At 65.6% G+C, this 13,615-nt stretch carries 13 protein-coding genes and 2 pseudogenes; 4 read left to right on the top strand and 11 right to left on the bottom strand.

The features are described 5' to 3' along the window. Window positions 1–3 precede the first annotated feature (3 nt). The 5 genes and pseudogenes from CZ338_RS02335 to gatC form a co-directional block, all read right to left on the bottom strand. Complete coding sequence (locus CZ338_RS02335) at window positions 4–1,035, bottom strand: ATP-dependent 6-phosphofructokinase (RefSeq protein WP_087116667.1); 1,032 nt, start codon at window positions 1,033–1,035, stop codon at window positions 4–6. A 70-nt stretch (window positions 1,036–1,105) separates the two neighbouring features. Next, window positions 1,106–2,422, bottom strand: coding sequence for an MFS transporter (locus CZ338_RS02330; RefSeq protein ID WP_087116665.1), 1,317 nt, complete (start codon window positions 2,420–2,422; stop codon window positions 1,106–1,108). Beyond that, window positions 2,406–3,236 (bottom strand): annotated as a pseudogene (locus CZ338_RS11360) (amidase family protein); the annotation flags it as partial. The pseudogene CZ338_RS11360 and the gene CZ338_RS02330, both read right to left, overlap by 17 nt. A gap of 180 nt (window positions 3,237–3,416) precedes the next feature. Then, window positions 3,417–3,869, bottom strand: a pseudogene (locus CZ338_RS11355) (amidase family protein); the annotation flags it as partial. After that, window positions 3,869–4,177, bottom strand: coding sequence for an Asp-tRNA(Asn)/Glu-tRNA(Gln) amidotransferase subunit GatC (gatC, locus tag CZ338_RS02320; RefSeq protein WP_087116663.1), 309 nt, complete (start codon window positions 4,175–4,177; stop codon window positions 3,869–3,871). The gene gatC and the pseudogene CZ338_RS11355, both read right to left, overlap by 1 nt. 92 nt (window positions 4,178–4,269) lie before the next feature. On the opposite strand from gatC, the gene CZ338_RS02315 reads away from it, so the two are divergent. Further along, window positions 4,270–4,944 (top strand): ACT domain-containing protein, encoded by a 675-nt coding sequence (locus tag CZ338_RS02315; protein WP_087116661.1) that lies wholly within the window; start codon window positions 4,270–4,272, stop codon window positions 4,942–4,944. Between the two features lie 34 nt (window positions 4,945–4,978). On the opposite strand, the gene ligA is transcribed toward CZ338_RS02315, so the two are convergent. Together ligA and CZ338_RS02305 are read right to left on the bottom strand one after the other, a co-directional pair. Beyond that, window positions 4,979–6,988, bottom strand: coding sequence for an NAD-dependent DNA ligase LigA (gene ligA, locus CZ338_RS02310; protein ID WP_087116799.1), 2,010 nt, complete (start codon window positions 6,986–6,988; stop codon window positions 4,979–4,981). A 48-nt stretch (window positions 6,989–7,036) separates the two neighbouring features. Next, complete coding sequence (locus tag CZ338_RS02305) at window positions 7,037–7,798, bottom strand: MerR family transcriptional regulator (protein WP_087116659.1); 762 nt, start codon at window positions 7,796–7,798, stop codon at window positions 7,037–7,039. Between the two features lie 83 nt (window positions 7,799–7,881). Between CZ338_RS02305 and CZ338_RS02300 the strand changes: the two genes are divergently transcribed. Then, window positions 7,882–8,559, top strand: coding sequence for a 3'-5' exonuclease (locus CZ338_RS02300; protein ID WP_087116798.1), 678 nt, complete (start codon window positions 7,882–7,884; stop codon window positions 8,557–8,559). 22 nt (window positions 8,560–8,581) lie between these two features. Here the strand turns inward: CZ338_RS02300 and CZ338_RS02295 are convergent, their stop codons facing one another. From CZ338_RS02295 to mnmA, 4 genes are all read right to left on the bottom strand, one after another. Beyond that, a complete protein-coding gene (locus CZ338_RS02295) occupies window positions 8,582–8,974 on the bottom strand; it encodes a hypothetical protein (protein WP_087116657.1) in 393 nt (130 codons plus the stop codon). A gap of 25 nt (window positions 8,975–8,999) precedes the next feature. Beyond that, on the bottom strand, window positions 9,000–9,911 hold the full coding sequence (locus tag CZ338_RS02290; RefSeq protein WP_087116655.1) for a uroporphyrinogen decarboxylase/cobalamine-independent methonine synthase family protein: 912 nt from the start codon (window positions 9,909–9,911) through the stop codon (window positions 9,000–9,002). Continuing rightward, a complete protein-coding gene (locus CZ338_RS02285) occupies window positions 9,904–10,407 on the bottom strand; it encodes a hypothetical protein (RefSeq protein ID WP_087116653.1) in 504 nt (167 codons plus the stop codon). Before CZ338_RS02285 ends, CZ338_RS02290 begins: the two co-directional genes overlap by 8 nt. 72 nt (window positions 10,408–10,479) lie before the next feature. Further along, entirely contained in the window at window positions 10,480–11,574 is a 1,095-nt protein-coding gene (gene mnmA, locus CZ338_RS02280; RefSeq protein ID WP_087116651.1) for a tRNA 2-thiouridine(34) synthase MnmA, read from the bottom strand. 112 nt (window positions 11,575–11,686) lie between these two features. Here mnmA and CZ338_RS02275 point away from each other — a divergent pair, with 112 nt between their 5' ends. Beyond that, on the top strand, window positions 11,687–12,841 hold the full coding sequence (locus CZ338_RS02275) for a histidine kinase (RefSeq protein ID WP_162287289.1): 1,155 nt from the start codon (window positions 11,687–11,689) through the stop codon (window positions 12,839–12,841). Beyond that, the gene (locus tag CZ338_RS02270) at window positions 12,838–13,524 is read left to right on the top strand and encodes a response regulator (RefSeq protein WP_204211817.1); all 687 of its coding nucleotides are present in this window, start codon (window positions 12,838–12,840) and stop codon (window positions 13,522–13,524) included. The genes CZ338_RS02275 and CZ338_RS02270 overlap by 4 nt, the downstream gene beginning before the upstream one ends. Window positions 13,525–13,615: the final 91 nt, after the last annotated feature.

Below are 13,615 nucleotides of genomic sequence, written 5' to 3'. Positions count from 1 at the left end.
ATTTTAACCGAACATGGCGCGCGCGGTCTTGATCCGGTAGTCCGGAACGCGCTTCAAGTTCTCCACTGCGTCCTCAAGCGGAACAAGGGTGATGTCTTCGCCGCGCAGCGCCACCGTGGTGCCGAACTTGCCCTCGTGCGCGGCGTGCGCCGCGTGGACACCGTAACGGGTGGCCAAAACGCGGTCGTACGCCGTCGGCGTTCCGCCGCGCTGTGTGTGGCCGAGCACCGTCGTGCGCACGTCGTAGCCCAAGCGACGGTGAATCTCGTCGCCGATGATCTGGCCCATGCCCGTAAAGGTCTTGTGGCCGAACTCGTCTTCTTTCCCGAGACCCGCGTCCATCGTGCCTTCCTTCGGCACCGCGCCCTCGGCGACAACGATGATGCCGTACTTTTCGCCCATCTGGAAGCGGCGCTCCATGGCCTTGCAGATGTCCTCGATGTCGAAGGGATCCTCCGGGATGACCGTGTAGTGCGCGCCGCCAGCCATACCCGCGTGCAGCGCGATCCAGCCGACGTGGCGGCCCATGACCTCCACGATGAGGATGCGGTTGTGGGACTCGGCGGTGGTGTGCAGGCGGTCGATCGCGTCGGTGGCCACCGACACCGCGGTGTCGAAGCCGAAGGTGTAGTCCGTCGCGTTGACGTCGTTATCGATCGTCTTGGGCACACCGACGACGGGAATACCGTTGTCGGAGAGCCACTTCGCGCCCTTGAGGGTGCCCTCGCCGCCGATCGGAATCAACGCGTCAATACCGGCGTCCTCGAGGTTCGCCTTGATCTGGTCGATACCGCTCTTGAACTTGTCCGGGTGCAAACGGCCCGTGCCCAAGATGGTGCCGCCGCGAAGCAGAATCGAGTCGATGAAGGCGTCGTCGTACAGGTCCTGGCGCAGGTCCTCCATGAGACCCACCCAGCCGTCTTGGTACCCGACCACCGTGGAGCCGTACTCGGAGCTCGCGGTGCGGACGATGCCGCGGATGACAGCGTTGAGGCCGGGGCAATCGCCGCCGGAGGTGAGTGTGGCAAGACGCATGTCTCCCAGACTAGCGCGATTGCGTGACGCTGTCCGGAGTCGCAGGTTCGCGCGTGCGTTCAGGGAGGCTTCAGACAGCCGCGACGCGGGCCCGCAGCGGCACCGACGCAGCTGCGCCGACGAGCATCGCACCCAGCGGCAGCGCGAGCGCGGTGCCCGCGGTCGCCTCGATCGGCCCGGCTGCCAACACCGTGCCCACCAGCGCAACGCCGAGCACGCTGCCCACTTGCCGTGCGGTGTTGTACAGGCCCGACGCTGCGCCGGTCTGGCTCTCCGCGATGCCGCGCATAGTCACTGCGGCATTCGGTGCCCACACGAACGCGCCGCCGATGCCGAGGAGCGACGTGACAGCCGTGAACCACCACACGCCCGCGTCCGCCGCGATGAGTGCGATGGCGAGGCCTAGCCCGGCCGCGCACACCGCGAAACCGGCGACGCACAGCTTCCCAGGGTCCCGGCGGTCCGTGAGATAGCCGGCTACAGGGGTGAGCAGCAGCGCGAACACTGACATTGGCGCAGTGACGAGACCGGATGCCGTCGGCGACGCACCGGCCACTGTCTGCAGCCAGTACATCAACGGGATGAACATGGACGCCACGGTGAAGCCCATTGCGGCGACACCCACGGCGCCGAGCGCGAAGGAACGGTCGCGGACGAGCTCGAGGGGCAGGAAACCGTGGTCCTCGCCGTTGCGCGCCGCGGTAACCAGCAAAGCGAGGAAGATCACGCCCAGCACAATGCTGAGCCACTGCCCGAACTGGATGCCGTACACGAGGCACCCCAGTCCGCCGAAGGACAACAGGACCGGCAGCAGGTGCACGCGCTGCTCCCCCGTCGCGAGCTGCGGTAGCGCGGCAAGGCCTGCAGCCAACGCCACCGCACCGAGACCGGCCTGAGCGAAGAACGCCGCGCGCCACCCGGAGAAATCCGCGATGGCGCCGCCGGCGACAGGTCCAATGAGGGATGCCACCGATCCAATCACGCCCCACGCCGCGAAGGCACGGCCTTGTGTGTCCTCGCCGAACACCCGCGGGATGAGTCCGAAGGCCTGCGGCAGGAACACAGCCGCGCCGAAGCCCTGCAGGCCGCGCGCCGCAACCAGAGAGCCGAACGACCACGACGCGCCCGCGAACACGAGCGCCGCAACATAAACGGCCAGCCCGATGAGGAAAACGCGGCGCTGCCCGAAGGCATCGCCGAGCCTGCCGGTCGCCGGCATGGGGGCGACGGTGCACAGCAGGTACACGCTGGTGAGCCAGACGGCGTTGCCGACGTCGAAAGGCAGCAGCGGCGTGATCACGGGCATGAAGCCCTGGTCGATCAGAACCAGAAAATACCCTGCAGCGAGGGCTGCGAGGGTATTCCAAGGGTTAACGGCGGGCTTCAAAAGCGGCGGCCACGCGGTAAAGGCGCTCGTCGGCGAACGCCGGTGCGATGAGCTGCAGGCCGACCGGCAGACCCGTGTCGGACGCGGTGCCCGCCGGAACGGACATGCCCGGCAGGCCAGCGAGGTTCAGCGGCAGCGTGAACAGGTCGAAGTTGTACATTGCCAGCGGGTCGTCGACTTTGTCGCCGAGCTTGAACGCCGTAGTCGGCGTCGCAGGGCCAGCGATGATGTCCACCTGCTCGAAGGCCTGGGCAAAGTCCTGCGCCACGAGGGTGCGGATGCGCTGAGCCTGCAGGTAGTACGCGTCGTAGTAGCCGACGGACAGGGCGTAGGTGCCCAGGATGACGCGACGCTTCACCTCGTCGCCGAAGCCCTCGCCACGGGTGAGCGCCATGACGTCCTCAGCGGAGTGCTTGCCGTCGTCGCCGGCGCGCTGGCCGTAACGCATGCCGTCGAAACGCGCGAGGTTCGAGCTGACCTCGGAGGTCTGGATGATGTAGTACGCGCCCATGACGTGCGCGAAATTCGGGCAGTCGACCTCGACGATCTCCGCGCCCTGGGATTCCAGTTGCGCGATCGCCTTATCGACGGCTTCCGCCACCCCGTCCTGCGTTCCCTCCCCGCCGAACTGCTTCACGCGGCCTACCTTCACTCCCGTGAGGTCGCCGGACGCGCCCTCGCGGGCCGCGGCGACAACGGGGCTGACCGGGCGGTCGACGCTGGTGGCGTCGAACTCGTCGTGGCCGGAGATGACCTCGTGCAGCAGCGCGGTATCCAGCACGTTGTTCGCGCAGGGGCCGCACTGGTCCAGGNACCGGTGTACTTCAGGCCGAGCTTCTCCTTCGTCGCGTAGTGCGGCGAATCCGGCAGGCCCGCGAAGTTCACGTGCTCGACCTCGTCCTTGCCCGCGAGGTATTTATCTTTTTTAATGATACGCCGACCACCGAGATCTACACTCTTTCCCTACACGACGCTCTTCCGATCTCTCGCGCATGCGGGTGACCTTGTAGGCGGAGTTCTCCGTCGAGGAACCCATGGCGAATTCGTCCAGGTTCGTCTTGCCCAGGATCGGAATGCCGGCCTCGCGGATCTTGGTCACGATCGTCGCGTCGTAGGGGCTCATGTAGCCCTCGAGCATCTTCGATGCGGCGGTCGTCGGTGCGTCGGTGGTGACAAAGAGGTCCTTCAGCGCCAGCGGCACACCCGCCAGCGGCGACGCGGGCTCGTGACCCTCCGCGACCTGCTTGTCCACCTCGTCTGCTGTCTTCAGCGCCTCCTCGGCGCCGACGTGGAGGAACGCGCCGATCGTTTCGTCAGTCTCCGCGATGCGGTCCAGGAACGCTTGGGTGACCTCGCGGGAGGTCACCTCACCGGCCTGGATCTTCTCCGCCAGCACGTGCGCCGGCAGGCTGGTCAGCCCGTCTGCGGGAATGGTGTAGTCGGTCATTAGTCCTCCTCCCCCAGGATCTGCGGAACCATGAAGCGGTTGTCCTCAACCTCGGGCGCTTGGTCGAGCGCCTGCTCCTGGGTGAGGGTGGTGCGCTGCACGTCCTCGCGCATTGCGGCTTCGACGCTGTGCGGGTGGCTCATCGGCTCGATGCCGTCCGTGTCCACTGCCTGCACCGCGGAGACAGCCTCCACGATGGTGTCCAGTTGACCTGCGAGCTGGTCCAGTTCCTCGTCGCTGACGGCGATGCGCGCCAACCGCGCGATGCCCGCGACCTCCTCACGGGAGATTCCTGAGGCTTCAGCCACGTTGTCCCACCTTCTTAAAATCCTTGGGTACAGTCTTCAACGCCCTTATACTACGGCAGCACACTCAACGACTTTCAACGAGATGAGACGAGATGTCCTACCTGATCCGCGTGGTCCTTCCCGACACCCCCGGCAGCCTCGGTGAGCTCGCCGAGGCGTTCGGCATGGTCGACGCGAATATTCAGTCGGTGGACATCGTGGAGACCACGTTCACCGATGACGGAGCAATGGTCACCGACGACATTGTGGTTGAGCTGCCCACCGGCACGATGGTCGATTCGCTGATCACCGCAGCCGCGTCCGTCGAGGGAGTCGAGGTCGATTCGATCCGCCCGTTCACCGGCCGGGTCGACCGCCGCGAGCAAGTGCAGATGCTCGCCCGCGTGGCCAACCAGGTCCGCGACCTCCCCGCCGCGATGCAGGAGCTCGTCTCCGTCATGCCGCTGGCCTTGACTTCCTCGTGGGCAGTCGTGCTCCGCGACACGGGCGAGGGCAGCGAGCGCGTCGCCGCATCCCAGGCAGCACCCGGAGACGACGGTTCCGCACCCAAGCTTATCGACGTCTCCGAGGCCCGCATCCTCCGCGACGACTCCGATACGTGGGTGCCCGAAGCCTGGTGGCTCCTCGATTCCACCTTGGCCGTCACTCCCCTAGGCACGACCGGCCTGTACATGGTCGTCGGCCGCACCGGTGGCCCCGACTTCTTGGCCTCGGAGGTCACCCACATCGGCGACCTGGGCACGATTGTCGGTGCCCTCGTGCGGTAGCTCCCCGGCTGGACTTCCCGACTGGACTTTCCGGCTAGACTTCCCCGGTCTCGAGCAGCTGCTCGAACTGGGCTTCGTCCAGAATCGTGATGCCCAAGTCCCGGGCCTTTTGTTCCTTGGAACCGGCGTTCTCGCCGACGACGACGTAATCGGTCTTCTTCGACACCGAGCCCGACGCTTTTCCGCCGCGCGACAGAATCGCTTCCTTGGCGCTGTCGCGGGAAAAATTCTCCAGCGTGCCGGTCACCACGACAGTGAGCCCGTCGAGGGTCTGGGGTGCCGCGTCTTCAGCCGAGTCCTCCATGGTCACGCCTGCAGCAGCCCACTTATCCACGATCTCCGCGTGCCAGTCCACCCCGAACCAGTCTTTGAAAGACTCCGCGATGATGGTGCCCACTCCGTCGGTCTCCGCGAGCTCTTCGACCGTGGCGGCGCGAAGCGCGTCCATCGACTTGTAGCGGGCCGCCAACGCGCGCGCAGCTGTCGGTCCGACGTGGCGGATCGACAGCGCCACCAGCACCCGCCACAACTCGGTGTTCTTCTTCTCCTGCAAGTTGCTCAGAAGCTTCTTGCCGGAAGCATTCACCGCACCCTTCTGGGTGGTGTAGACGCTGGATTTTTCCAGGTCTTCGGGGGTGAGGTCGAAGAGGGTGGATTCGTCGATAAGCACGCCCGACGCGATGAGGTCGTGCGCGCCTTTCTCGCCGAGCGCCTCGATGTCGAACGCCCCGCGCGATGCGATGTACTCCAAGCGCGCGCCGAGCTGCGCCGGGCACGAGCGGGTGTTCGGGCAACGCCAGTCCGCGTCGCCTTCCTTCGCGGGGGCGAGTGTCGTGCCGCACGCCGGGCAGTTCTCGGGGAAGACGAATTCGCGCTCCGTTCCGTCGCGCAGATCGGCCACGGGACCGAGCACCTCCGGAATGATCTCGCCAGCCTTGCGCACCACGACCGTGTCGCCAATGAGCACGCCCTTGCGCTTGACCTCTGTCTGGTTGTGCAGCGTGGCCATCGACACCGTCGAACCGGACACGAACACCGGCTCCATGATCGCGTACGGCGTCGCGCGGCCCGTGCGGCCGATGGAGACCTCGATGTCCAGCAACTTCGTGGTCACTTCTTCCGGCGGGTACTTGTACGCGATCGCCCAGCGCGGCGCCCGCGACGTGAACCCGAGCTGACGCTGCGCACCCAAGTCGTCGACCTTGATCACCACGCCGTCCATCTCATGGACCGCGTCGTGGCGGTGGTCCGCCCAGTAAGTCACGGCCTCCTGCACCTGTTGGGCTGTCTCCGCGCGCTTGGTGTACTCGCTGACCGGCAGGCCCCACGCGGCGAGCTTCTCGTACGCGTCGTGCTGCGAGTCGAACTCGACGCCTTCGCGCGCGCCGATGCCGTGGCAGATCATGTGGAGCTTGCGCTTGCGCACAGCCTCCGGGTCTTTCTGCCGTAGACCGCCCGCCGCCGTGTTGCGCGGATTAGCGAACGGCTTTCCGCCCTCCTTTTGGCGCAGCTCGTTGAGCTCCGGGAAGTCCTCGGGGCGGATGAACACCTCGCCGCGGACCTCGAGCAGCGCCGGCGCGTCTCCCGTCAGCTGGTGCGGGATATCCTCGATCACCTTCGCGTTGGCGGTGATGTCCTCGCCGACTCGCCCGTCGCCGCGGGTGGCAGCCCGGGTGAGCGTGCCGTTCTCGTACACCAGGTCGATCGACAGCCCGTCGATCTTCAGCTCCGTCAGGTACGGCCCCGGTGTCTTGGCCAGCCACTCGGCGAGCTCGTCGGCGGAGAAGACGTTGTCCAGGCTGGTCATCGGCTCGAGGTGTTCCACGTCCGCGAACCCGGCGCTCGTCGGCGGGGCGCCGACCTCCTTCGTCGGAGAATCCGGCACCGCGAGCTCAGGGTGCTCGTCCTCCAGCTTCTGCAACGCGCGGAACATCTCGTCGAACTCCGCGTCGGTGATCACCGGATCGCCGTTGTAGTACAGGTCCCGGTGGTGGCGGACGTCCTTGGCCAGGTCGGTCCACTCGCGGAGCAGGTCCTTGTCGATGCTGCCGTTGTTCTCAGTCACGCTGCCCCACTTTAGAGGACAGCGGCATCACCACTGCGGATTCGCAGTATCCACCCCCTGGGCAGCAGCATGCTTTTCGACGATCCCCAGCAAGTACTCCTGCGCCCCGTTGTACGCATCGTGGAAACGCTCGTCTCCGACGTACATGCGCGCCAGGATGAGCTGGCGGGCTGGGGTGACGTCGTACCATTGCCCGATCATCTCGCGGTGGCGTGCAACCAGTGCCTCGGCTTCGTCCGAGCCGGCCTCGACCCCGGCATCGCGCGCGGCAACCAGGTCATCGGCGAACGCATCCTGCTCGCGCTGCAGCTGGGCGAAGTCGTCCTCCCCCATGTGCGCGAGCTTCTCCTGGGATTGCGCCCACTCAGCGGTATCGCCCCAGCGCTCTTCGGCTTCCGCCTGGTATTCCGGCATTTCGTCGCCGAGGTACTTCTTCATCGCGTCCATGTCGATGTGTCCTTTCTCAGTCTGCTCTATCAAGGCATCCACCACGTCGAGCTGCTCGGCCACTGCATGCAGTTGCGCAGCCAGTTCGGCGCGGTGACGGGCGAGGGCGGTGCGGAGGGTGTGGGAGGGGGCGTCGATAAGCCGCGCAATGGTATCGAGTGGGACACCGACGCCGCGGTAAAGCGCGATCGCCGCCCCACGCTCGATATCGGCGTCGCCGTACGTGCGGTATCCCGCCGACGTGCGCCGCGGCTCGAGCAAGCCGAGCGTCTCCCAATGCCGCAGTGCCTTAGTGGTCACTCCGAGCATCGCGGCGGCCTCTCCGATCGTGTAATCGCCCATGCTCACAGTGTGAACGTTGCCGTCGGGGCAAGGTCAAGCACATTGCGCGAAGACGTGTCGCGGTGCTCATTAGAATGATGGGCATGCCAACTTTCGACGCCTCCCGGATGCTCTCCTTCGACCTGGAGACAACGTCGGCGAACCCGCGGGAGGCCCGCATCGTGACCTCGGCACTCGTGCGTATCGACGGCTCCTCTGTCTCCGCCACCGAGCACCTCGCCGACCCCGGTGTGGAGATCCCGCCACAGGCCGCCGCGATCCACGGCATTTCCACCGAGAAAGCCCGCGCCGAAGGCCGCCCGCACGACGACGTCCTGCGGGAGACCGTGGAGACCATCAAGCAGGCGTGGGACGAAGGCTTCACCCTGATCGTGTTCAACGCCCCGTACGACCTGACTGTGCTGCGTGCCTTGACCGGAGATTTCACTGTGACCGGGCCTGTGTACGACCCCCTCCTCATCGACCGCGCCATGGACCGCTACCGCAAAGGCGGCAAGCGCAACCTGGGTGCGCTGTCCGACTATTACGGTGTCCAGTTGGAAAACGCCCACGAAGCCACCGCCGATGCCATGGCCGCCGCCCGCATCGCGTGGAAGCAGGTGAAGAAGGTCTGGCCCGAGCTCGCCGAGAAGGAGCTCGACGAACTGATGGAATTCCAAGCCGTCAAGAATTTTGAGATTCAGACGGACTTCCGCAAATACTGCGAATCCCGCGGCCGCGACACATCCGGCATCGCCACCGCCTGGCCGATGATCAGCTAGACCGTCTCTACCGGGCGTGCCGTTACACGTGGTGCACGAATTTCTGCGCCTGTGAAACGAAGTCCGCGACGCCGTCGTTGTCCCCTGCCGAGCCGATAGTCAGCGTCGCTCCGTCGGTGCGCTCGATGAGGAGAGCGCCGGACGCCGGCTCCTGCGTCATTGCCGCGACCTCTGCCAGCGGCATGGTCGCCGGGTCCTCCCCGTCGCGGTACTCGAGAGTCTCCCCGTCAATGGCCGCAGAATAGGTCTCACCGAGGAAGAGGAACGGGATGCCGAGACTGATGCCGATCGCGATGCCGAGTGCCCCCTCAAAGATGAACGACATCGCCACCGCCATCATCACTGCGGCGAGTAGGGACAGCCACCACGTGTTGTTTTTCTTCTCCCACTTCAGTTCTCGGTCACCAGTGCTCATACCCCCAGCCTAGGTGAAATAAGGGTTAGCTATCGGACTTCAAGGCATCTGCCATTTCTGCCGCGGCGCGGTAGTTTCTAGCCGTAGCCATGAGCGTCGGCCCGGTCTGCGCGCACACGTCGATCGTGGTCTCCGCCGGGTCTATCTGCAGTCTGTCGAAGAGGTCGAACACCTCGCGCGGCTCCATGACGGGCACGGCGATGCGGGCACCCCGGTCGAGCGCGCCTGCGAATGCGTCGAGGTCGATCGAACCGGCAGGGTCCACAGTGAACCAGTCGGCGCCGTATAGCGGCTCCGGACTGTTCAGCAGGTGGCCGCCGAACTGCCCGAGCACCTCCAGCACACGCTCGTCGGGCACCGAGGGAATCTCCTCGTAATCGGTCGCGCCCTTCACGTCGCCGCGTTGCACGGCGGGTAACGACGGCTCGTCGAGCTGCAACAGCGTATTCACTCCGAACCGCTTCTCGACGTCCCTCCGATGCTCCCCCACCGCATACTCCAGGGCTTCGGCGATATCCCGCGTGGCTCCCCTGTCGGTGAGCATGCGGTGGCCGTTTCCCATCTCCAGTTGGGCTGCGAGCGTCCACGGCCCGACGAGCTGCACCTTGAGCACCGAATCCGCTGCGAGCTTTCCCGCCCACAGCTCCTCGAGCGCGTCTAGGTCGCGTTCGAACTGGTCGCGGGCACGCATGGTGGCCAACTGCGGGCGGCGGGTGACTCGCCACGAGCGCGGGCCGATATCGAGATTGAGCGGCAGCAACGCGGCTGTCCGCCCGATGAGGTCCGAACCCGCGCCACGTGCGGGCAGTTGCGGAATGTGGGGCACCGGACTTTCGGAGAGCACGACGTCCGCCGCAGCGGTGAGATCCGTCCCCGGAAGCGGTCCGAGTCCGAAGGCCGTCGGCGGATACGGCTCGCGAGTGGTCGAATCAGCCACGAATCCCCCTGTGCTTCTTCCGGAGTGCGGCCACGAACCCCTCGGCATTCGCGAGGTGGGGGCCGGTGCCGATCTTGACGGTGCGGCCGTCGGTAAGCGAAAGCGTCACAGCGTGAGCGGAACCATTCACGTCCACGACGGACGTCGTGGGATCTGCGGCGTCGGCGAGTGCGCCGAAGGGACGCGCGGTGCGGTGGTGCTCCGGCAGTTCCTCGACACTGACGGCGGTGATGTTCCCAAGCGGGACCTCGTGCTGCGGGTGCGGGTACCGGCCGAAACGCAGCGTGTCGCCTGAGACCATGATGAAGGTGCCGATCCGGTGCACCACCGTCGTCGCCGCCGCAATGACCAAGAGCAGGAGAATACCGATCCACGTGTGCACGCCGCCCGTGGCCATCCCTGCCACGACGCCGACAGCGATGAGCGCAACCACACAGAGCAGCCCGATACGCCACGGCAGCGCCAATGGGTTGGTCCAGGTGAGGTGCTCGTTCACGTCAGCGATGATAGCGGGCGCGCCGCGCCGAACTACTTCGTCCTGCCTAGTACAGCCCAGTACTGCTCACTACTAATCAGTGCCGCAGATCGTGCCGGACCCCAGGACGATGTCTCCTTGGCCGTCCGGGTCCGGGAGGTACAGCACAGCAGCCTGGCCGCGGGCGACGCCGGAGAGCGGCTCGGAGAGTTCCAGCGTCATCGAGCCACCGTTGTCGGAGTCACGGTCGACGCGTGCACGGCACGACATGACTCCGCCGTGAGCGCGGATCTGCACGTGCGCGTCGAAGTCGCCGTCCATCGCGGGGTGGAGAACCTTGAGGCGGTCGGCGTGAATCGTGGTCACGTCGAGCGCGGCGCGCGGCCCGACTGTGACAGTGCCGGTCGCTGCGTCGATGTCCGTGACGTAGCGCGGCTGGCCGTCGGCAGCGGGCACCCGGATGTTCAATCCCTTGCGCTGGCCGATCGTGTACTGGAATGCCCCGTCGTGCTCCTTGAGTTCGGCACCGTCCTGATCGACGATCATGCCGGGCCGCAGCCCAATCGACTTGCCCAGGAACGCCTGGGTGTTGCCGTCCGGAATGAAGCAGATGTCGTAGGAGTCCGGCTTCGACGCGGTGGAGAAACCATGGGCGGCGGCTTCCTCGCGGATCTGCGGCTTCTCGGTGTCGCCCACCGGGAATATGCAGCGGTCCAGCTCGTCGCGAGTCATCACACCGAGAACATAGGACTGGTCCTTGTTGGAGTCGGTGGAGCGGCGGAGGTTGCCGGCGTCGTCGATAAGCGCGTAGTGCCCTGTCGCGATCGCGTCGAAGCCGAGCGTGACGGCGCGTTCGAGCAGTGCCGCGAACTTGATCTTCTCGTTGCAGCGCAAGCACGGGTTGGGGGTCTCGCCGCGCGCGTAGCTGTCCACGAAATCGTCGATGACGTCTTCTTTGAAGCGGTCGGAGAAATCCCACACGTAGAACGGAATGCCCAGCTTGTCGCACACGCGGCGCGCGTCGGCGGAGTCCTCCAGCGAGCAGCATCCGCGCGCGGACTCGCGGGTCTGCTGCGCGTCCTTCGACAAGGCGAGGTGGACGCCGACGACGTCGTGGCCGGCATCGACAAGACGCGCCGCCGCCACAGAGGAATCGACGCCGCCGCTCATTGCTGCCAGAACTCGCACGTGGCGTGAGTGTAGTCGTGGAAGCCGAGGACGGAAAATGCGTCTTCGGCACGGCAACAGTGATACCCCGGTACGACGTATTTCCTCCGCCCAGAAATTACCCTTGCCAGTCATGAGTGATGAACTAGGTACCCGCGTACGCGCCTCTTCCGCCGTGTACCGAGACGCGGGTATGGCGTGCGCGCTCGTGGTTTTCAGCCTGTTCAGCCCGCTCGCGGCGGGATTCAGCGCTATCGACGCGGCTCTCATTGCGTGCTCCATCGCCGCACCATTCACCCGCAGGCGGTGGCCGCTCGCGACGGTGGCGGTCTGTGCAATTGTGCTCGCAGCCAGTGCTCTTGCAACGACCCTTCCGACTGGGGCCATCGGAATCGCAATGCTTTCCGCCTACGTGCTCACCCGGCATGTGCGGTCGCCCATGCGCTACCTTGCCGCAGCCGTCCTCTTCGCAGGCGATGTCGTGGCGACGACCTTCATCAACCCGACGCTGTCAGCCCTGCCTATGGCCCAACGTGCACCGTATATCGCCTGGAGCGTCACACTGCTCGTGGTCGCATTCCTCACCGGCGAGCTGCGCCGACGCGCGGAGGAAACAGCCGCAAAGGAAGTACGTCAGCAGCTGGAGCGTCAACGCGAGGAGTTCGAACGCGCCGCGGCGGAACAGCGCGCTCACTTGGCGCGGGAGATCCACGACATTGTCACCCATTCGCTCACGGTCATTGTCGCCCAGGCCGACGGCGCACGTTACGGTTCCTCGCCCGACGAGGCACTGCGCACAATCAGCACGGTCGGCCGCGAATCCTTACGCCAAATGCGCGGCGTCGTCGGTCTTCTGCGGGGACCTGAGTCCCGCACAGTCGAGCCGCTGGTGGCCGAGCTCGACATCGATTCGTTGATCGCCAACAGTCGCGCGGGCGGGCTCGACATCGAATACGAGGTCCGCGGAGCTCAACCTGATGTCCTGGATGCCGGCACGACGCTGACCATTCATCGCATCGTGCAAGAAGCACTGACCAACGCCCTCAAGCACGGCAACGGACACGCCGAGCTCGCGGTGGACTGGAGACCGCATGAAGTTCTACTCCGCGTGTCCAATTGCTTCGCGCCGGGCTCCGAGCGCTCACTGCACCCAGGCCACGGTCTGCACGGCATGCAGGAACGCGCATCGCTTATCGACGGCTCCGTTACCGCCGCACCCTCCAACAACCACACCTGGGTGACTGAAGCACGGTTGCCCCTGCACCGAAACGATAGGGTCGAGCCATGACCATGCACAGGGTGGGACTGGCCGACGACCAGCCGCTATTCCTTCACGGCATTCGCGCGGTGATCGACTCTCAACCCGACTTGGAGGTCTGCTGGCTCGCCGCAAACGGTTCAGATGCACTCGACGCCATGAACAGCGAGCCAGCCGACATCGTGCTCATGGACATTCAGATGCCGGTGCTCGACGGCATCGCCGCTACCCGCCAGCTCACCCAGCGCTTCCCCGGCGCGAGGGTGATCATTTTGACCACTTTTGATGACGAAGACTATGTCATGGGCGGTCTCGGCGCCGGGGCGAGTGGGTTCCTACTCAAAGACGCTGAGCCCGACACGCTTCTCGAGGCGATCCGCACCGTCGCGGCCGGCGATGCAGTGATTTCGCCGCGGGCGACGAACCGGATCGTGGCAAAGCTGAGCTCGACCCCTGAACAAACCGTGCCAGTCTCCCCCGCCGATCGTCTCGCATTGGACGAACTGACCGAGCGGGAAACTGAGGTCCTCGTCGCTGTCGGCCGCGGATGGACGAACACGGAGATCGCTGAGCGAATGTTCATCTCGATGCCCACGGTCAAAACCCACGTCGGACGAGTTCTCGCGAAAACGAATTCTCGCGACCGGGTGCACGCCGCCTTATTCGCGTACCGCACCGGGCTCGTTGAGCGGTCGGATTTGCTTGATTCCTAGCTGGAACGCGCCCTGACGTCAAACCCGGGTACCAGTCCAGAAATCATTCCCGACGGCGACGCGAACTGCCCCCACCCTGCGGGAACCTCGA

Origin of the sequence: Corynebacterium urinipleomorphum, from assembly GCF_900155535.1 — a bacterium.
Lineage (GTDB): Bacteria > Actinomycetota > Actinomycetes > Mycobacteriales > Mycobacteriaceae > Corynebacterium > Corynebacterium urinipleomorphum.
The sequence above is the reverse complement of the archived record's forward strand: the minus strand, read 5'-3'. Positions and strand labels throughout refer to the sequence as shown.